15 protein-coding genes and 1 pseudogene are annotated in these 18,335 nt (G+C 37.4%); 5 read left to right on the forward strand and 11 right to left on the reverse strand.

The genetic code is table 11. The annotated features are described in order from the left end of the window. Positions 1 to 48: 48 nt before the first annotated feature. From F9U64_RS07565 to F9U64_RS07605, 9 genes and pseudogenes are all read right to left on the reverse strand, one after another. Entirely contained in the window at positions 49 to 879 is an 831-nt protein-coding gene (locus F9U64_RS07565; protein WP_153402404.1) for an AraC family transcriptional regulator, read from the reverse strand. 706 nt (positions 880 to 1,585) lie between these two features. Further along, the gene (gene phnE, locus F9U64_RS07570; protein ID WP_153402405.1) at positions 1,586 to 2,392 is read right to left on the reverse strand and encodes a phosphonate ABC transporter, permease protein PhnE; all 807 of its coding nucleotides are present in this window, start codon (positions 2,390 to 2,392) and stop codon (positions 1,586 to 1,588) included. Between the two features lie 15 nt (positions 2,393 to 2,407). Further along, positions 2,408 to 3,223 (reverse strand): phosphonate ABC transporter, permease protein PhnE, encoded by an 816-nt coding sequence (phnE, locus tag F9U64_RS07575; RefSeq protein WP_153402406.1) that lies wholly within the window; start codon positions 3,221 to 3,223, stop codon positions 2,408 to 2,410. Next, complete coding sequence (phnC, locus tag F9U64_RS07580) at positions 3,216 to 3,998, reverse strand: phosphonate ABC transporter ATP-binding protein (RefSeq protein ID WP_153402407.1); 783 nt, start codon at positions 3,996 to 3,998, stop codon at positions 3,216 to 3,218. The genes phnE (F9U64_RS07575) and phnC overlap by 8 nt, the downstream gene beginning before the upstream one ends. A 123-nt stretch (positions 3,999 to 4,121) precedes the next feature. After that, positions 4,122 to 5,234 (reverse strand): phosphate/phosphite/phosphonate ABC transporter substrate-binding protein, encoded by a 1,113-nt coding sequence (locus tag F9U64_RS07585; protein WP_153402408.1) that lies wholly within the window; start codon positions 5,232 to 5,234, stop codon positions 4,122 to 4,124. Between the two features lie 194 nt (positions 5,235 to 5,428). Then, complete coding sequence (locus F9U64_RS07590) at positions 5,429 to 6,412, reverse strand: ring-cleaving dioxygenase (RefSeq protein WP_153402409.1); 984 nt, start codon at positions 6,410 to 6,412, stop codon at positions 5,429 to 5,431. 636 nt (positions 6,413 to 7,048) lie between these two features. Beyond that, positions 7,049 to 7,876, reverse strand: a complete 828-nt coding sequence (gene nadE, locus F9U64_RS07595; RefSeq protein ID WP_153402410.1) for an ammonia-dependent NAD(+) synthetase — start codon at positions 7,874 to 7,876, stop codon at positions 7,049 to 7,051. Positions 7,877 to 7,890: 14 nt separating this feature from the next. Next, positions 7,891 to 9,346, reverse strand: a pseudogene (locus F9U64_RS07600) (nicotinate phosphoribosyltransferase). A 3-nt stretch (positions 9,347 to 9,349) separates the two neighbouring features. Beyond that, positions 9,350 to 9,916 (reverse strand): cysteine hydrolase family protein, encoded by a 567-nt coding sequence (locus F9U64_RS07605; RefSeq protein ID WP_153402411.1) that lies wholly within the window; start codon positions 9,914 to 9,916, stop codon positions 9,350 to 9,352. A gap of 183 nt (positions 9,917 to 10,099) precedes the next feature. On the opposite strand from F9U64_RS07605, the gene F9U64_RS07610 reads away from it, so the two are divergent. Continuing rightward, a complete protein-coding gene (locus F9U64_RS07610; RefSeq protein ID WP_153402412.1) occupies positions 10,100 to 10,984 on the forward strand; it encodes a TIGR01777 family oxidoreductase in 885 nt (294 codons plus the stop codon). Positions 10,985 to 11,107: 123 nt separating this feature from the next. After that, positions 11,108 to 13,363 (forward strand): PepSY1/2 domain-containing protein, encoded by a 2,256-nt coding sequence (locus F9U64_RS07615; protein ID WP_153402413.1) that lies wholly within the window; start codon positions 11,108 to 11,110, stop codon positions 13,361 to 13,363. A gap of 64 nt (positions 13,364 to 13,427) precedes the next feature. Here the strand turns inward: F9U64_RS07615 and F9U64_RS07620 are convergent, their stop codons facing one another. Together F9U64_RS07620 and F9U64_RS07625 are read right to left on the reverse strand one after the other, a co-directional pair. Then, positions 13,428 to 14,600: a TraB/GumN family protein gene (locus F9U64_RS07620; RefSeq protein ID WP_153402414.1), complete on the reverse strand. Its 1,173-nt coding sequence runs from the start codon at positions 14,598 to 14,600 to the stop codon at positions 13,428 to 13,430. Positions 14,601 to 14,673: 73 nt separating this feature from the next. Next, on the reverse strand, positions 14,674 to 15,396 hold the full coding sequence (locus F9U64_RS07625) for a GntR family transcriptional regulator (RefSeq protein WP_153402415.1): 723 nt from the start codon (positions 15,394 to 15,396) through the stop codon (positions 14,674 to 14,676). 132 nt (positions 15,397 to 15,528) lie between these two features. Here F9U64_RS07625 and nagA point away from each other — a divergent pair, with 132 nt between their 5' ends. The 3 genes from nagA (at position 15,529) to F9U64_RS07640 (ending at position 18,330) form a co-directional block, all read left to right on the forward strand. Continuing rightward, complete coding sequence (nagA, locus tag F9U64_RS07630; RefSeq protein ID WP_153402416.1) at positions 15,529 to 16,686, forward strand: N-acetylglucosamine-6-phosphate deacetylase; 1,158 nt, start codon at positions 15,529 to 15,531, stop codon at positions 16,684 to 16,686. Positions 16,687 to 16,690: 4 nt separating this feature from the next. Next, positions 16,691 to 17,413: a glucosamine-6-phosphate deaminase gene (gene nagB / locus F9U64_RS07635; RefSeq protein WP_153402417.1), complete on the forward strand. Its 723-nt coding sequence runs from the start codon at positions 16,691 to 16,693 to the stop codon at positions 17,411 to 17,413. A gap of 365 nt (positions 17,414 to 17,778) precedes the next feature. Further along, a complete protein-coding gene (locus F9U64_RS07640) occupies positions 17,779 to 18,330 on the forward strand; it encodes a sigma-70 family RNA polymerase sigma factor (protein WP_153402418.1) in 552 nt (183 codons plus the stop codon). The last annotated feature ends 5 nt before the right edge of the window (positions 18,331 to 18,335 follow it).

An 18,335-nucleotide genomic window follows, 5' to 3' on the forward strand; every position in this document is an offset into this window, starting at 1 on the left:
AATGATAAGATTACAAATTTTATCCTCTTTCCTATAAAACGCTTACAATTATGTATTTTTCTCTCTGTACTCATTTGGGGATACACCTGTCATTCTTTTAAATGCCCTCCAAAAATTCACATGGTTTGCATATCCTGTGTTCCTTGCAATCTGTGCAACCTTCATCTTTGACTCTACCAGTAATCTCTTCGCTTCATTAATACGAATAGCGTTCAAATACTCAACAAAACTGCAGCCCGTTGTTTGTTTAAACAACTTACTAATATATTGTTCATGCAAGAAGAATTCATGAGAAAGTTGAGATAAATTTATATCTTTATAAAAATGTTCATTTATATGAGTAATAATCTTGTCAATTACAGGAAAATCCTTATTTAATCTTACACCAGCATTAGTCTCTTTTATCTTTTGAAGCGATCGTTCAGATTCTATCAATAATTGTGATAGTAATATTCGAAGATATTGTTCACTTCTCTCTTCATTTAAATGATATTCATGTAACATTTTTTCGAATATATAGTGCAGCTGCTGCTCATTCTTCATCTTAATCATCGTAGGGCCATTTTTAAATAATTTTTCAATTAATTTGCAATCAGTTTCCGCGATAAATTCTTCGCGAAAATTAATCACAAGCCGTTGGAAATTCCTATCCTTTACAGATGATTTATGTAACACATTTTTATCAATAAAGATTAAATTCCCTTTTGCAGCAATAAACTCAATACCATTCACGTGAAATACCTTTTCACCCTCAAGTAAATAGAAAATCTCATAATCTTGGTGCAAATGATAGTTATCCATGTCTTTCGTATTTTCATAGCCACGTGAATAATCTAGATAAAATGATTGATTTCTTAAAGATATGTTCACCCTTCCCATCAAAAGCAGCCTCCCCTATTTAGTGAGTCTATGTATACAATATCTTAAGCATAACGGATTTCATGGATTTGGAGAAGTTAGGATATACCTATTACTATTGAGGTGTATTTTTACCGTCATAAAAAAACTGAGCAAACAATATAGAGGCCACTGAAAAAGTCCTCCAAATTTACTGTCCGGATCGTTGGATATTGGCTCTTATCAACAAATCTCCTGCTCCTTTGGCTAAACATTTGTGATAACCTTCAAACAAATAATAAAGAAGGGAGCTTCCACCCATTTGAGGAGATCCCTTCTTTGTTATTACATCATTTTTCATTATTCTTTTAAGATACATCATATTTTTTTCAGTGGCCTTGAACAACAACCTAAGACCCACAGGAATCGGTTTATGCTTCCGCGGAGACTGAGGGTGTTGCAATGGTAAAGTAGACAATACCCAGGGTTTTCTCTTGACAGATAAGAAAGTATAAACGGAGATGTCTAGCTCCAAGCGCCTGCCCCTCGAGGTCTTAAGCGACCCTGCTATGTGGCAAAGGTCGCCACGTCGCAGTTTCGCTTAAGCTTGTCGGGGCAGAACGGGCGCTTTGCGCTTTTCTAAAGTAGATGTCGCACTCATATCCTTGGGTAAATGACAGTATTTCCTCCGCAGGAGCTGACAATATATATTTGCCTAGTGACACACTTGTATATGTATTTGTCGTTTTTATCCTCTAATTAACTTATTCCGAATCTTATTGGAGGATAGTTCAACAATTAAGATTAAGATCACCAGTCCAATTAAAATAGAACCTGCCTCGTTCCATCTGTAGGCATTCATTGCAAAAAGCAGTGGTGCACCGATCCCACCTGCTCCAACTAACCCAAGCACAGAAGCTTCCCGCAAATTCATATCAAAACGATAAATCATAATGGACAAAAAGACAGAAAATAACTGTGGTACAATTCCATAGCGAATTTTTTCAAATGTTGTACAACCAATTGAAGTCATCGATTCTAGAATACTTGTATCTAGATCTTCAATTGCATCAACATACAATTTTGCTAACATTCCAATGGAGATAAGGGCAATCGTTAATACCCCTGCAAAAGGTCCTTGTCCTGTTACACGAATTAACATCAACCCATACACTAATGCTGGAATCGTCCGAATAAAAATAAGCAGTAATCGTGTCAAATACGCTACAGGTTTTGGCACAATGTTGGATGCAGAAAGAAACGCCAAAGGAATGGCTAAGATGGAACCAATAATTGTACCTAAGAAAGCAATGGATATCGTTTCAAGTAATAAATATGCAACACCTTGTTTATTAAAGGTGAATAATAATTCTAAATCTGGTGTAACAATCCCTGCTAAAATGCTGCCAGCTATTGACCAGCCATTTTGTTCTATATTACTTAAGTCGACTGTGCTAGCTGACCAGGCAATCAGCAGAATGATAAGAACAGATAATGTACCATAATACCAGTACCTTTTTGGTGCGGCATATAATTGTTTTTCTACTAAATTCATTTCGTAAAGCCCCTTTTATACTAACTTTTTCCTGAAATATTCACTAACTGTTTCAATAACTAAAACAGTAATCACAAGTACTAATAGAATCATTCCAACACTTGCATAATCACGCCAGCCTATACCTTCTTTTAATAAAAGTCCGATTCCACCTGCACCAACATATCCCAGGATCGCAGAATAGCGCACATTCCCTTCAAAACAGAAAAGGGATGTGGATAAGTAATTTGGCAGAATTTGCGGAAATATGGCATTACGAAATGCTTGTACTCTAGTCATACCAAGGGATTCCATCGCTTCGAATGACCCCATACCAGCATTCTCAATTTGCTCATACAGCAGTTTACCAACATAAGCGAGTGTGAATAAAAAGATGGCCACAGTACCTGCTAATGTTCCTAAACCAAAAATAAATGTTGCAATTAATGCTGCAACTAATGTAGGCAGTGTTCTTAAAATGCTGAGAAAAACTTTGGCAATTGTGTTGATCACATTGCTGCAAACAATATTGGATGCGGCACAATATGCTACAGGGATAGCAGCCAATGACCCTAGTAATGAGCCAAGCAGAGACATCTTAATTGTATCCATTAATGGTGTCCATACATCTGGGAGACTTTCCCAATTAGGTGGTATCATCTCACCAATTATGACAAAGAACTCATCCCATCTATCGATTAACTGGTTCATATCAAAATTGGTAAATTCGCATGATAAAATGATTCCGATTCCGATCAGAATAAGAATAAGCGGTGTTCTTGTTCTTTTTTCCAAAACTGTTTTTCCATTAGGCAAAAGAATCTTCTTCGGTGGAAAGATCTTGTCATACATAAGCCTGCTCTCCTTTTACTTCTTCCATGACTTCCTCTGTTTTTCCTTTATAGATATGGTCAAGCACATCATCTGTTACATCTGCAGACTTCCCGTCGTAAACAACTTGCCCTTCCCTTACACCAATAATTCGATCAGCATATTCCAATGCCACCTCTACATGGTGAATGTTCATAATTACAGAGATATTCATCTCTCTGTTGATTCGTTTAAAATCCTCCATTACTTGTTTCGATGTAACTGGATCTAATGAGGCGATCGGCTCATCTGCCAGCAGAATATCCGGATTTTGTGCCAATGTTCTTGCAAGGGCTACACGTTGCTGCTGTCCGCCAGATAACTGGTCAACCCTGACATATGCCTTGTCCAGAATGCCAACCTGGTCTAATGCAGTTAGTGCTTTTATTTTCTGTTCTTTTGCAAACAGGCCTGTTATCTTTCGGACAAAAGATAATTGAGGAACAAAAGATACAAGCACATTTTTTATGACAGTAGTTCTTGTCACAAGATTAAAAGATTGAAAGATCATCCCAATTCTTCTGCGGAATTTACGAATCTCTTTCCCTTTTAGCTTTTTCACATCGACGCCATCTACAATTAATTGGCCGCTGGAAATATCGTGCATCCTGTTAATACATCTGATTAATGTGGATTTCCCTGCACCTGACAAACCAATGACGGCAACAAATTCACCTTTACCAATCTTCAAATTAATATTTTGCAGTGCTTTTACTTTGTTAGGATAAACTTTATCTACATTTATAAATTCAATCATATTTAAAACTCCATTCCGGTTATTAGAAAATTACTTCTAGTTGATGAAAATCTACTTTTGAAAGATTCGTGAGAAAAAGAGAACACCAGGCTGATGTTCTCTTTTTTCATCTTATTCACCTGATTATTTCATGTTTTGGACCATTTCTTGTGCTTTTCGTTCGTTATCATAGTCAGAGCTTTCTGCTTTTTGATAACCTTCGTGATTATAAATAGAGATAACTTCTTTCCCTTCATCCGTTTCTGCAATGTTGATAAATGCCTGTTGAATTGCTGCTTTTACATCATCTGTCATTTTTTCTGAGTTTTTGCTAACACTGATTGTGTCATTATATATACCTGGTGTTACACCAATAACGTTCGTTTCGTCCCAAATCGTTCCTTCACGTCCAAACTCTCCTTGCCATGCTTCCGCATTATCTCTTCTTGCATCAGCATATGTTACCATTACATCAATTTGCTCTTGTGCCATTCTTGCAAACGCGCTTCCATAGGAATCTACTTGAACGGCATTGTCTAAATCAGAAATTGTTTTTTCAAAATTGTTCTGAAGCCATATAGCAGGGTAAATATATCCAGCTGGAGAGGATGTTGACATTACAGCCCAATTCGCACTGTTTACATCTTCAAATGTTAACTCTTCACCATTATTTACTTTTTCCGCAAGTTCCTGTCCTTTTGCAGAAGGGCCTGCAATCATTAATGCACGATAATATGTTACCTGCTCATCACTTGGTTCTGTCGGTTTATTTTCATTCCAGTCTTTTGCATTATCTGAATCATTATTTAATCCCGCACGTGTTGCTGTTAAGATTACTTCTGCTCCATCATCATAAAGAACATAAGTCCCACCAGGGATTAGTCCGATATCCGTTGTTCCAGCTACTAATCCTTCACCAACAGCTTCATAGCTTGTACCTACATTGATTTCAACTGTGCCAATATCATATCCCAGGTTCGCCATTTCTGTTTTTAATAATTCTTTTAATGGCTCTGTTGCCGTAATAATTTCATCCGGCTCTCTTGACGGGACAAAATCAATGGATAATGTGTCGATTGCTTTATTTGCCGCCTCTTCAGCAGGCTCCTCTTCACTAGCAGAAGAATTAGTTTCCGTTTCTGTTGTTTCTGCTTCTGTATCGTTTCCTTCATTTGCTGATCCTTCTTCTGCATTACCACATGCTGCTAACACTGTTGCAAATAGAACAGCAATAAGTAATAACCATAATTTTTTCACAATATTTCCCCCTATGTATTACTATTCGAATCACTTCCTTTATTGTAAGTAATGGATATTAAGTGAATACTCTATTTTTGTAAAGAGATTGTTAAGATTTACCTGTTTTAGTTATATAAGAAAAGGGTATTGATAAATTTAAGCTATGTAATAAAAAAGGCTTTCTTCCATCTTGGAAAGAAAGCCTTTTTTATCTATTCGTATTCCTTTTCGAATTTCTTATCACTTCTTACAGTATCTATATGTCGTACCATTCCTTCAATCTGTTCTCTTTTTTCTTCAAGAAAAGGAGGCAGTGACAGCTTTTCGCCTAATGTTTCGTAATCCTCATCACCCATAAATCCCGGTCCGTCTGTAGCTAATTCAAACAAAATCTGCGGGGCAACTCTCGTATACAATGATTGGAAGAAGAAGCGATCAACATAACCAGATGTCTGGAAGCCAAATTTACGATAATGTTCATCCCAATCCAGCAGTGTCTTCTTATCATCAACCCGAAATGCTGCATGGTGAACTGTCCCGAAACCTTGGCGGGCCATTGGCAGGATTTTATTTTCCTCGACAATAACCTGAGCACCATTACCGCCCTCTCCTACTTCAAACAAGTGGGTGGAGCCTTCTTGTGCAACTTCTTTAAATAACAGGACTTTTTCCATTACTTGTTTAAAGTAATTTAGATCCTGAATCCGGACAAATAACGGACCTAATCCTGTGATGGCATATTCTAACGGGATGGGGCCATCCTGCCATGGGGTTCCAGACTCTACACCAGTGTTATTTTCATCAGAAATAAGCTGGTAGTTCTGCTCATCAAAATCAACAAATGACAGAGTCTTCTTGCCGAACTGCTCTATAATCCCCGTATGTTTCACTTCAAGACGATCAAATCTTTTGGCCCAATATTCGATAGCTTCATTACTTGGTACGCGAAACGATGTTTTATAAATCTCATTTGTACCATGAGATCCTTTTGGAATACCAGGAAAATCAAAGAAGGTCATATCTGTTCCTGGACTTCCTTTATCATCAGCAAAGAATAAATGGTATGTTTGGATATCGTCCTGGTTAACCGTTTTTTTAACTAAACGCATTCCTAATATATAAGTAAAAAATTGATAATTTTTTTCAGCACTGCTCGTAATAGCTGTAACGTGATGTAACCCTTTCAGTCCGTTCATAGTTTTACATCTCCTTTTATCTTTATTATCTCGATTTCGAGATAATTATAACACCTTACTGTTCCATTCGTCAATCTTATACTAAATGAGCAAGGACCTGAACGCCCATACTAAGCGTAGTCAAAATACGCAGACTATAGCGGAAATAGCGCGAGCCGAGACAGCTGAAAATGTCAAATTTCCTATCCGCATTATAGATTGTTGGCATATCTGTTATATGTTATCTCTTATTGAACAAATCTATGCTCTGTTGATAAATATTTGTTCTTTATCTTCGTTTTATCGACAAATCTTCTGCTCTGATGCCATGGATTTGTTCTTTATCTCTGTTTTATCAACAAATCTCATGCTCTGGTGCCATGGATTTGTTCTTTATCTTCATTTTATCGACAAATCTCATGCTCTGATGTCATGGATTTGTTCTTTATCTTCATACTATCGACAAATATTCTGCTGTGAAGAAGACAAGTGTACTTGAGTAGATATTGCACTTATTGGTGCGAACAAAAATTTTACGAGAGCGATAGTGGAACCCGTTTCTATATGAACAACCCGAACACATTTTTTTGATATGTTCGGGCCTTGATGCGAATAAAATTGTTTTGTCCCAGCATGTTTTACTTCCAAGCTACAGGATCATTTCCACCACTCATCAAATACACTAATTGGCTCTTCTCTCTTATGTCTTGTTTTAAGATACCAGTTTTCAATTGTTTCTGCATCTTTTTCTGATACCTCTCTACCTTCTAGGTAGGCATCAATCACCTCATAAGAAACACCTAATGCCACTTCATCAGGTAATTGCGGTTTATCAGTTTCCAAGTCTGCAGTCGGAGTTTTTAAGTAAAGGTGTTCCGGGCAGCCCAGCATTTTCAAAATTGCTTTCCCTTGTTGTTTGTTCAGACGGTATAGTGGGATAATGTCTGCCGCTCCATCACCATACTTTGTATAAAAGCCAGTCACAGCTTCAGCTGCATGGTCCGTTCCAATAACAACACCACTTACTGCTGCTGCAATGTCATATTGCACTTTCATTCTTTCCCGTGCTTTGGTATTTCCTTTAACAAATTCACTGATTGAGCCAATTTCTTTTTCAACAGCTGCCTGACTTGCATCAACTGCTGCTTTAATATTGACACGTACTGTTTTACTCGGTTTAATGAAGTCTAATGCATCAATACAGTCTGCTTCATCAGCTTGCTCTCCATATGGCAATCTTACTGCAATAAATTGATAGTCGTCTGAACCTGTCTCTTCATTCAATTCATTGATTGCTGTCTGGCATATATAACCAGCTAAAGTAGAATCCTGTCCGCCGGAAATTCCCAGTACTGCCGCTTTTAGAAACGAATGTTTTTTCAAATAAGCTTTAATAAGGTCTACACTGCGGCGAAATTCTTCCTGTGGATCAATTTCCGGTTTTACTTTTAAATTTGCAATAATCTCTTTCTGTAATGCACGCATTTTAACAAACTCCTTTATTTATGATTGACCATTCCTTTTACTTTTCTTTTAATCTCCTGAATTCGCTCCATCTTGTTCTCCCAGCAGAGTTCACTTAAATCAACAGGATATTCCTCCGGCTTCATTGTCCGCTTATACTCTTCCCATAATAATCCCATATTTTCACGGGCATAGTCCTGGATTTCCTGCAGACTTGGTGATTGATAGTTTACTTTGCCGTCAACAACAACATCCAGGTGCAAATCCTTAGCTGTGAAGTTAGTCACAAATTTACTAATATAGGTATGGACAGGGTGGAACATCTTTAATCTCTCTTCATCTTCCGGTTTTTCATGCAATATAGTCACCTTCTGAATGCTTGTTTTCATTGTTAATAATTCGATAAACCCGTTTGCTTCCAGGTGTCGTTACTTTTTCAGGATTTGCAGAAATTTTGATTGTATCTACCATTTCCCCATTTTCTTCAATTGAAACTAACTTATATACACCTCCAAGCGCTGCCTGATCATAAGCAGTGATCAGCTTCGTCCCAATACCATAAATGTCAATTTTTGCTCCTTGTGCCTGTAAATTAAGGATAGTATATTCATCAAGGTCATTTGATGCAATAATTTGTGTATCACGGAAGCCTGCATCATCCAGCATTTTGCGCGCTTTCTTTGATAAGTAAGCCATGTCCCCGCTATCAAGACGGATTCCCCTGAAATTAATTCTGTCACCGAATTCTTTTGCCACTTTGATTGCATTAGGGACACCGGATCGAAGTGTATCGTACGTATCAACCAAAAATACACAATCATAATGGGTACTTGCATATTTCTTAAATGCCTCATAGTCGCTTCTGTAAGCCTGAACCATGGAATGTGCATGTGTCCCTGCTATTGGGAGGCCGAACAGTTTCCCTGCTCTTACATTACTGGTTGCTGAGAACCCTCCAATAAACGCAGCACGCGTCCCCCAGATGGCCGCATCCATCTCATGTGCTCTTCTTGTACCGAATTCCATCACAACATTTTCTCCGACAACATGTTTGATTCTTGCCGCCTTTGTCGCTATCAATGTTTGATAATTCACAATGTTTAATAAAGGTGTTTCAATTAACTGTGCCTCTGCCAATGGTGCTTCTACACGAATTAATGGCTCATTGGCAAAAACCACTTCGCCTTCTTTCATAGACCTGATTGTTCCGCTAAACCGCAGTGTACGTAAATATTCGAGAAAATCTTCATCATAGCCGCCGATTTCCTTTAAATAGGTTAGGTCACTTTCTGTAAAGCCGAAATTATTAATAAAATCAAGAACTCTTTCTAAACCAGCAAATACAGCATACCCATTATCGAAAGGAAGTTTGCGAAAATATAATTCAAAAACTGCCTTTTTATTTGCCATCCCATCACGCCAGTATGTTTCGGCCATATTTACTTGATATAGATCGGTATGCAGCATTAAGCTATCATCTTCGTAAGTCATTTTTTATTTTCCTCCAAATTCTTTCACAGATGCTCCGAGTGTTTGTGCAAAATGTCCAAGCGCCCATTTATGGCCTGCCTGGTTAAAGGAAGCAACGGCATCTTGATAAATCACGATCTCAAAACCTTTGTTATAGGCATCAACCGCAGTGTGTAATACACATATATCTGTACATACTCCTATTAAGTGTACCTCATTTATATTCCTTTCACGAAGCAGAAGTTCTAGATTTGTTCCAGCAAAGGCCGAATATCTTGTTTTATCTATATAATATACTTGTTTCTTCTGATTATTATCTTTATAGACGTCTTTTAAGCTTCCGTATAACTCTCTTCCCTTTGTACCACGAATATTATGCGGCGGGAATAAATTAGTTTCTGGATGAAAAGGATCTCCTTCATCATGAACATCAATTGCAAACACGGTCAAATCTCCGGAATCTATAAATGCCTGTGTAATTTCAGTGATTTTTGTTTCAATCTGCTGTCCTGGTTCACCGCATGTTAACGCTCCGTCAGATGCAACAAAGTCATACGTATAATCAATATTAATAAGCGCACGTTTCCCCATAAACATACCCTCCTTTTTAAATCGACCTGATTAATTTTTTATTATATCAAATCTTCCTGAAATTTTCAGACATTTTTTACAAGGAAGGGATTTAATATTATAATAAAGTAAGACATTGATCAGGAAGAAGTTTAATGACGTTTAGCTCTGTGATAAATACAGAAATACAGTGGAGGTGGCAGAATGAAACAAAAAGTTGTATTAGCAGGCGGATCAGGATTTATCGGTACATATTTCAAAGAAAAGCTGGAAGAATTAGATTATGAAGTAGTTTTCATTTCAAGAAGAAAGTCAGCCATTACATGGGATGATCAGGCTGGTATGACAGAGGCGCTAGAGAATGCGGAAATGGTGATTAATCTAGCAGGTAAATCTGTCAATTGCAGATATAATGAGAAAAATAAACATGAGATTATGACATCACGTGTTGGTACAACAAGACTGTTGGGTGATGCAATAAAAAAATGTACAAACCCTCCAAAACTATGGATTAATTCCAGTACAGCGACCATCTACCGCCATGCGGAAGACCGCCCAATGACAGAAGCGAACGGTGAATATGGAACAGGTTTTTCTGTAGAAGTAGCTCAAAAATGGGAACGCGCATTTTTCAGTTTTGATTTACAGGATACAAGGCAAGTCGCCTTACGCACTAGTATCGTTTTAGGACAAGATGGCGGTGTCATCACACCATATAAAAACCTGGTAAAATTCGGCCTTGGCGGCATTCAGGGGAATGGTCAGCAGATGTTTAGCTGGATTCATGTAGAAGATTTGTTTCAGATCTGCTTATTCTTAAAAGACCGTTCAGATTTAGAAGGAGCATTTAATTGCTCTTCACCAAATCCTATACAGAATTATGTTTTCATGAATGCATTAAGACAAGAATTGCATCGTCCTTATGGGCTCCCCGCACCAAGACCATTGCTTGAATTAGGGGCAACAGTAATCCGAACAGAATCAGAGCTTGTTTTAAAAAGCAGATGGGTAGTACCAGAGCGACTGCTTAAAGCGGGTTATGAATTTCAATTCCCTACCATAAGAGGGGCACTTGCCGATATCTTGTAATCTCTCAGCATTAGGTGATCTACCATCTAATGCTTTTTTATATAAAACTATTATTTTCTGGTCATTATTGGAATATATTGTGTTATACTATTGTATAATATACCAAAAGGAGGAATTATTTATATGAAATGGAAACTCGCAAGCACACTATCCATCACATCTGTCATTGCACTTAGTGGTTTAGCCTCACAAGTCAGTGCAGCGGAAGCCACAGAAACAACAACAGTTATAGAAGATGTAGAAGAAATAACGGAAGCAGCTGAACAAGGGGATGTCTCAAAAGAACAACTGATTGATAGAATTAAAGAAATGTTCCCAGATAAGTTTGCAGAAGGGTCTGATGAAGATTTCCATATGGAATTCTACTCTCACTATCCCGAGGAAGAAAATACTGAATTTTATAATATCTATTACTCGAAAGATTCAATGAATGCTAATTTTGAATTTACTAGTGAAGATTTAGAACTATCTCATTTCAGTTTTCACTCCCAGGAAAATTCTGACGCACTTTATCCTCCAGAAGTATCAAAAGAAGAAGCAAGAGAAATTGCGGTAGAATTTATAAATGAACTAGGTTACGGGAGCGATTACGAACTGAATGAAAGCGCTGCAGACCGCTATTATTACGGGACCAATCGTCCTTTAACAGAACCAGTTGAATATAGTTTCACTTTTAACAGATTAGAAAATGATATTCCAGTAACAGACAAAAGTATTTATCTTTCCGTCTATGGAAATGGTGAGATAAGCCAATTTAGTTCTTCCAATCCTCATGAATCCGCACAATATGAATCTACTAATAATATACTTGATAAAAATACCCTGTTAAATAAGTTAAAAGATGAGCTTAACATCGAACTGCAATACATAGTGTTACCAGATTATACAACAGGAAACAGCAGTAAAGCTTATCTGACATACCGTGAAGTTCCAACAGTTGACGGGATATCTGCCAAGGATGGGAAATATTATATCAATGGCGAATATGCAGATGAAATTACTGATAGTGGACAACAAGTGAAAATGTTAACAGGAAGTTCAAAAGAAGCAGCACCAATTACAAAAGAAGAAGCAAGGCAATTAGTAGAAGGGATAATGGAACCGACCGTTGATGGGAAAACTCTTCATATTGAGCAAGTTTACGAAAGAGTCTATCCTGACGGGACAGAAGTATTTGATGTAAACTATATGTACATGGATGACAACGGCGGATTTGGTTCTGCTGTTTCCGTAAGTAAAAACACGGGTGAACTGCTCGATTTTTATGGCGAAGCAGGAACGAATGGCTCGGAGCAAGCTGAGACAGAAATATCTAAAGAAGATGCCCTGGAAAAAGCGGTAGAATACATTCAGGAATATGCCTATGTTAATATGGAAGAGTATGCGTATCCAGTGACTAGTAATGATATGTACAGATCCTATAATGACAACTACTCTTTCAATTTCCCGAGAGTGAAAAACGGCATTATCGTAGAAGGTGACAGTATTCGTGTACGTGTTTCCAATAGTGACGGATCTTTATTATCTTTAAGTAAAGACCGCTCCAATATTACAGAATGGCCAGCAGCAGATCAGGCAGTCAATGAAGCAGATGCGCTAGAATCTATCAAGGACAAAATTGACCTTGAATTATATTATATCAACGAGAATTCTGATTCCATGAAGGAAGAAAGTCAAACATTACAATATAAGCTAAGTTATTTAAGAGCCGACAGTGACAACCCATTGTTCTTTAATGCGGTTACAGGTGAATGGGAAACATATGCTCCATACATCGAATCACCTGATGGTACGAACCAAGACATTCATGTGAATCACCAATGGGCCGAAGATGAACTTAATTTCTTAATTAACAACAATATTATTTCTGTTGAAGATCTTAATAACTTTGATGGAGATGCTGTTGTTACAAAAGGAGAGGCTTTAGAAATTTTAATAAAGTCTATCACCCATGTATATGAAGATCCATATTTCGAAGAACAACCAGACTCTCCATTCACAAATATTGAAAAAAGCCATCCACTGTATCCTGTTATAATCCAGGCAGTTGAAATGGGTATATTAGATACAGAAAGCAGTACATTTGATGTTGATGAACCGATTAAAACGGAAGAGTTGTCTGCTTGGTATATACACACTTTAGGACTTGAATATGTAGCTCAACAACACGATACTTTCCAATATGACTTCGAAGGTGCAGACGACATCAGTGATGAATATCGCGGGTATGTAGCGCTGGCTAATTCATTTGGTTTATTGGAGTATAATGATGGCAACTATTTCAATGCACAAGATGAAGTAACCTATGCGCAATTAGCTACAGAAAATATAAAGTTAGTAAAATTAATTTCTTCAGAGAAATTTGAAGTATATTATTAATTTGCAAGCTGCAAAAAAGAGCTGCCCCTGCGGGAAGCTCTTTTCTTTTTTCTCGTGTTGTTTTTTATAAATTCTCAAAGAATACTCGAAGAATATCCGTTCCTGCTATAATTGTTCCAACAGTACTTCCGAGATTTGCCAAAATGACGATTAATAAAATCCTTGTTACCTTATTTCGCCAAAACCCTTTTACAGTAAAAACGTCTTCTGACAATGATTCAAAATCAGATACATTGGGCCGTTTGACAAGTGCTTGTACGAAACCTGCAAACCAGCCTGCTGCCATTAACGGATTCAACGAGGTAATCGGTGCAGCAACTAATGCTGTCAGCACTGCTAATGGATGACCTAAACCAATGATAACACCTACAGCCGAAAAACCGCCGTTCCAAATCAGCCAACTCATGATTTGCTGCCAGCCGTCCATTGGATTAGCTATAAACGTGTAGGCAATTAATGCAATAATAACAAGCGGGATTGCCCAGCCGATAATCTTCGGTGTTTTTGATTTTGGCGGCAATTTTGTTAATGCCTTTAAATCATGTTCTTTATGAAACTCTTTTGTAATTCCTGGCACATGGGCCGCACCCAATACTGCCACAATTTTCTCACCTGGTGCTTTTCTAATCTTCTGGGCTAAATATTGATCCCGTTCATCAATTAATGGTTCCTTTAATTTAGGGAAGCTTTTGGTAAATTCACTTAATACACTGTCAATCGAATCCTGTGTTTTCATTTTTTCCAGTTCTTCTTCTGTTATGGCATCTTTTGAAAAAACACCTGCTAACACTTGGGTTAATAAAGACATTTTCCCTTTAAAACCGATATTGCCCCAAATTCTCGAAAACGTAATTTGAATATTTCGATCTGCCAGTACAAGCTCAGCACCAATCTCGTCAGCTGATTCTATCCCTTGAATCATCTCCTGTCCTGGTTTTATGCCAAACTGTGCTGCCATTCTTTTTTGAAAAGAAGATATCGCCAAGTTTATCAACAATAATGTGGCCTTCTTCTCTTTAATAACTTGGAAGATGTCCATTTCCTTCCATTTATCTCCATTTACAATGGACTCATATCTTTGTTTATCTAATTCCACACAGATAGAATCTGGCTGTTCTCTTTCAATAACTTCCTTCACTTGCTCTGCACTCTGCTTCGAGACGTGTGCTGTCCCGATCAATATATATTCTTTTCCATCAAGTTCAATTCTGGTTATATTTTGATTTTCCTCCGCCATTAACTATTCCTGCCTTTTTAGATTATACTCTTCATTATATAGCAATGAAGAAAGAATGCCCACCATTTTCCTTTTACCTTGGCAAACTTAATTTATATTTATATTTATCTGCTCGATAAGCTGTTCTCACATATTCGAATGGTCTATTGCCATCAACATATGTTAAACGGTTAATTAATAATATAGGGGAACCCTCTTCTAGTTCTAAATATTCTTTATCCTCTTCTTCTGCTAGTGTTGATTCAATATCCTGGTTTCCGTGAGTAATTTTCAATTGAAGGGTATTTTCAACATAGTCATAAAAAGATTGAGCGAAATTTTCTTCTTTTATTTCTCCTACTATCTTTTTTGGCATATAGGAAGTTTCAAAAGCGATTGGTATTTGATCAGCTAAACGAACTCGCTTTAATTTCCAAATGCTCGAGTCCTTATCTACATCTAACTTTTCAGCGATATAGGGATTTGCATTCACTTCTTCCAATGTAATGATTCTTGAAGCTGCCTTTTTTCCTTTTTGCTTCATTTCTTCACTAAAACTGGTGATTCCTTTTAATGTTTGCTGAATCTTCTGCTCAGCGATAAAAGTGCCTTTTCCCTTCATTCGCACAAGCAAGCCTTCCTGTGCAAGGTTATTTATCGCCTGCCTTACGGTCATTCGGCTGATATTGTACTTTTCTGTATAGGCTTTTTCAGATGGAAGTAATTCGCCAGGCTGGAGTTCACCTTGTTGGATCTGTGCTCTAATTGCCTGTTCCAGTTGATAATAAATTGGTAACGGAGAATTTTTATCTATCATTTGCAGCTCACTTTCTACTTTAATAATATTGATAACATTTTAACAAAAACATGATAATATGTATAGACGCACAAATGTATAGACAACTATACATATATATGATACATTATTTTCAGAAAGGGGTGGGAAGCTATGAGTACAACACTGATATACAACGCAAGGATCTACACAGAAGAGAAAGTAATAGAGCAAGGTGCAATCCTTTTAAAGGACGGAAAGATTGCTCTTATATCAGATCAGGAAATCTCTTCAGCAAAAGTGGAACATGTTATTAACGCCAATGGAATGAAAGTAATTCCAGGATTTATTGATGGGCATATCCATGGTGCCTATGGTGTTGATGTGATGGATGCAACGCCTGAAGCACTTGATATGATGGCAACTAAATTGCCGTCCGAGGGAACAACAAGCTTTCTTGCGACAACGATCACACAGTCACCTGATCAAATAAAAAAAGCACTACATAACATAGCAAATTACCGAAACAGGAGCAGTGTTGCCGAAATAATCGGGATTCACTTAGAAGGCCCCTTTATTTCAAAAGCAAAAGCAGGAGCTCAACCACATCGTTATATTTCCCCTCCTGACATTGATATTTTTAAAGAATGGCAAGAGGACGCACAAGGATTAATTAAGACAATTACATTTGCACCAGAATTAGATAAGGCGGATAAATTCATGGAGTATTTGAGCAATCAATCTGTCAATATGTCAGCTGGTCATACAGATGCCAGCTTTGCTCAAATTAAACAGGCGGCAGAGTCAGGCGTCACACAGTTAACCCACCTTTGTAATGCAATGAATGGGATTCACCACCGCGACATTGGTGCAGTAGGTGCTGCATTTATGCTGGATAATATGTATGCAGAAGTAATTGCTGATAAAGTTCATCTATCTGAAGAAATGCTGCAAATGGTTTATCAGAATATCGGCAGTGACCGGTTACTGCTAATCACAGACGCCATGCGCGCCAAAGGACTGCAGAATGGAACATACGATTTAGGCGGGCAGCAAGTTACGGTAGAGAATAACAGGGCCGTTCTGGCCGATGGAACACTTGCCGGCAGTACATTAAAGATGATTGACGCAGTGAAAAACATAGTAGAACTAACCAATGCAACCATGGAAGGTATTATTAAAATGACATCAACCAATCCAGCTAAACGAGCGAATGTTTTAATGAAAAAAGGATCTATTAAGACAGGAAAAGATGCCGATATTCTCATCGTGGATGACCATTGGAACATAGCTTATACCATCTGCCATGGGGAAATTGCTTATAAGGGGTGAAAACATGAAGATTATGAAAGCGAAAAACTATTCAAATATGAGCAAAATAGCAAAGGAAATAATTGCAGATACAATCAACGGTAAGTCTGACGCTACCCTCGGTTTAGCTACAGGCTCCACTCCCATCGGCTTGTATAAGGGATTGATCAATCTTTATAATGAGAAGCAACTAAGTTTTCAAAACGTGACAACATTTAATTTAGATGAATATGTTGGCTTAACCCCATCAAATCCCAACAGCTATCATTATTTTATGAATGAGCAATTGTTTCAGCATATTGATATAAAAGAGGCAAATATTCATATCCCTAATGGCATGGCACCTGACTTGCAGGAAGAATGTGACCATTACGAGCAATCAATAAAGAATGCAGGCGGTATTGATTTGCAGATTCTCGGAATTGGCGAAAATGGTCATATTGGATTTAATGAACCTGGCACTTCATTTGCCGAACGAACTCATATTATCACACTTGATCAATCAACAAGAGAAGCTAATGCCAGATTTTTTGAGACGATTGACCAAGTTCCAACAAAGGCCATTACAGCTGGCATTGAGACTATTATGCAAAGCAAACAGATCCTCTTATTAGTCTCTGGAGAGGCAAAAAAAGAGGCTTATAACCAATTACTTGAAGGGGAAATAACAGAAGAATTCCCTGCATCTGTTTTGCATCAGCATGAGAATTGTGTGGTGATCGTGGATAAGGGGACTGTTTTGAAATAACAGAGAAACTGTATATAATGCTTCTGTCATCCTCAGCTTTGCCGCTTAAAACAGGGGAATCTCTCTTTAACCTTCCATAATTGTTTAAAAGCAGCCTACCTTCTCTTTGGTATCTGCTTTTTTAACTTGCGCATTAAAAATCAACAAGCACAGCTTTTACTTTGATGTATAGTTCTTAATCATCCTTCCCAATTTCCATTCCAAATCAGTTGTAAATGGGAGTTTAGAGAATTCCCATTCACTTGGCAAATCTGTATTTTCATCATAACTACCCCCTAAACTAGATTTTTAACGATAAATTTAATCTTTTTCAAACCAAAAGCAGCTTAGTGTCGTCTAAAATGGAAGAGGAGGTGAAACATTTTATGAATGAACTGGAGCTAATGGCGGTGACAGAAGAAAATATGATGGATGAGAGAGAACAGATAATTGATCATCTAATGCATGAATATAGCGACGATATCCTGCACCTCGCTTATACATATGTGAAAAACCGGACGACTGCAGAAGATCTGACACAGGAAATTTTTATAAAGTGTTATGAGAAGTTAAATCAATTCAATCAACAGGCAACAATGAAAACCTGGCTATACCGCATTGCCATCAACCATTGTAAGGACTACTTAAAAAGCTGGCATTATCGAAAAATAATGTTGAACGATAAAATTTTGGATTGGATACCATCTAAGTCCACTCATGTAGAAAAAGAAATTATAACAAAAATAGAAGAAAACAGTTTAACAGATGCTGTCATGAATTTACCTTTGAAATACAGAGAAATAGTATATCTGCATTATTATGAAGAACTACCTTTAGCGGAAATCAGCAAAATCACCTCAGTTAATATTAATACGATAAAAACGAGGTTAAAGCGGGCAAAAGAATTGCTAAAAGACAGGATGATCAAGGAGGTTTAACAATT

Source organism: Gracilibacillus oryzae (assembly GCF_009498735.1).
Lineage (GTDB): Bacteria > Bacillota > Bacilli > Bacillales > Amphibacillaceae > Gracilibacillus > Gracilibacillus oryzae.

What these genes read in the sequence shown, in the direction of transcription:
- F9U64_RS07565 (WP_153402404.1), bottom strand. Translation starts at nt 879, where the DNA reads ATGGGAAGGGTGAACATATCTTTAAGAAATCAATCATTTTATCTAGAT.
- phnE (WP_153402405.1), bottom strand. Translation starts at nt 2,392, where the DNA reads ATGAATTTAGTAGAAAAACAATTATATGCCGCACCAAAAAGGTACTGG.
- phnE (WP_153402406.1), bottom strand. Translation starts at nt 3,223, where the DNA reads ATGTATGACAAGATCTTTCCACCGAAGAAGATTCTTTTGCCTAATGGA.
- phnC (WP_153402407.1), bottom strand. Translation starts at nt 3,998, where the DNA reads ATGATTGAATTTATAAATGTAGATAAAGTTTATCCTAACAAAGTAAAA.
- F9U64_RS07590 (WP_153402409.1), bottom strand. Translation starts at nt 6,412, where the DNA reads ATGAACGGACTGAAAGGGTTACATCACGTTACAGCTATTACGAGCAGT.
- nadE (WP_153402410.1), bottom strand. Translation starts at nt 7,876, where the DNA reads ATGCGTGCATTACAGAAAGAGATTATTGCAAATTTAAAAGTAAAACCG.
- F9U64_RS07605 (WP_153402411.1), bottom strand. Translation starts at nt 9,916, where the DNA reads ATGGGGAAACGTGCGCTTATTAATATTGATTATACGTATGACTTTGTT.
- F9U64_RS07610 (WP_153402412.1), top strand. Translation starts at nt 10,100, where the DNA reads ATGAAACAAAAAGTTGTATTAGCAGGCGGATCAGGATTTATCGGTACA.
- F9U64_RS07615 (WP_153402413.1), top strand. Translation starts at nt 11,108, where the DNA reads ATGAAATGGAAACTCGCAAGCACACTATCCATCACATCTGTCATTGCA.
- F9U64_RS07620 (WP_153402414.1), bottom strand. Translation starts at nt 14,600, where the DNA reads ATGGCGGAGGAAAATCAAAATATAACCAGAATTGAACTTGATGGAAAA.
- F9U64_RS07625 (WP_153402415.1), bottom strand. Translation starts at nt 15,396, where the DNA reads ATGATAGATAAAAATTCTCCGTTACCAATTTATTATCAACTGGAACAG.
- nagA (WP_153402416.1), top strand. Translation starts at nt 15,529, where the DNA reads ATGAGTACAACACTGATATACAACGCAAGGATCTACACAGAAGAGAAA.
- nagB (WP_153402417.1), top strand. Translation starts at nt 16,691, where the DNA reads ATGAAGATTATGAAAGCGAAAAACTATTCAAATATGAGCAAAATAGCA.
- F9U64_RS07640 (WP_153402418.1), top strand. Translation starts at nt 17,779, where the DNA reads ATGAATGAACTGGAGCTAATGGCGGTGACAGAAGAAAATATGATGGAT.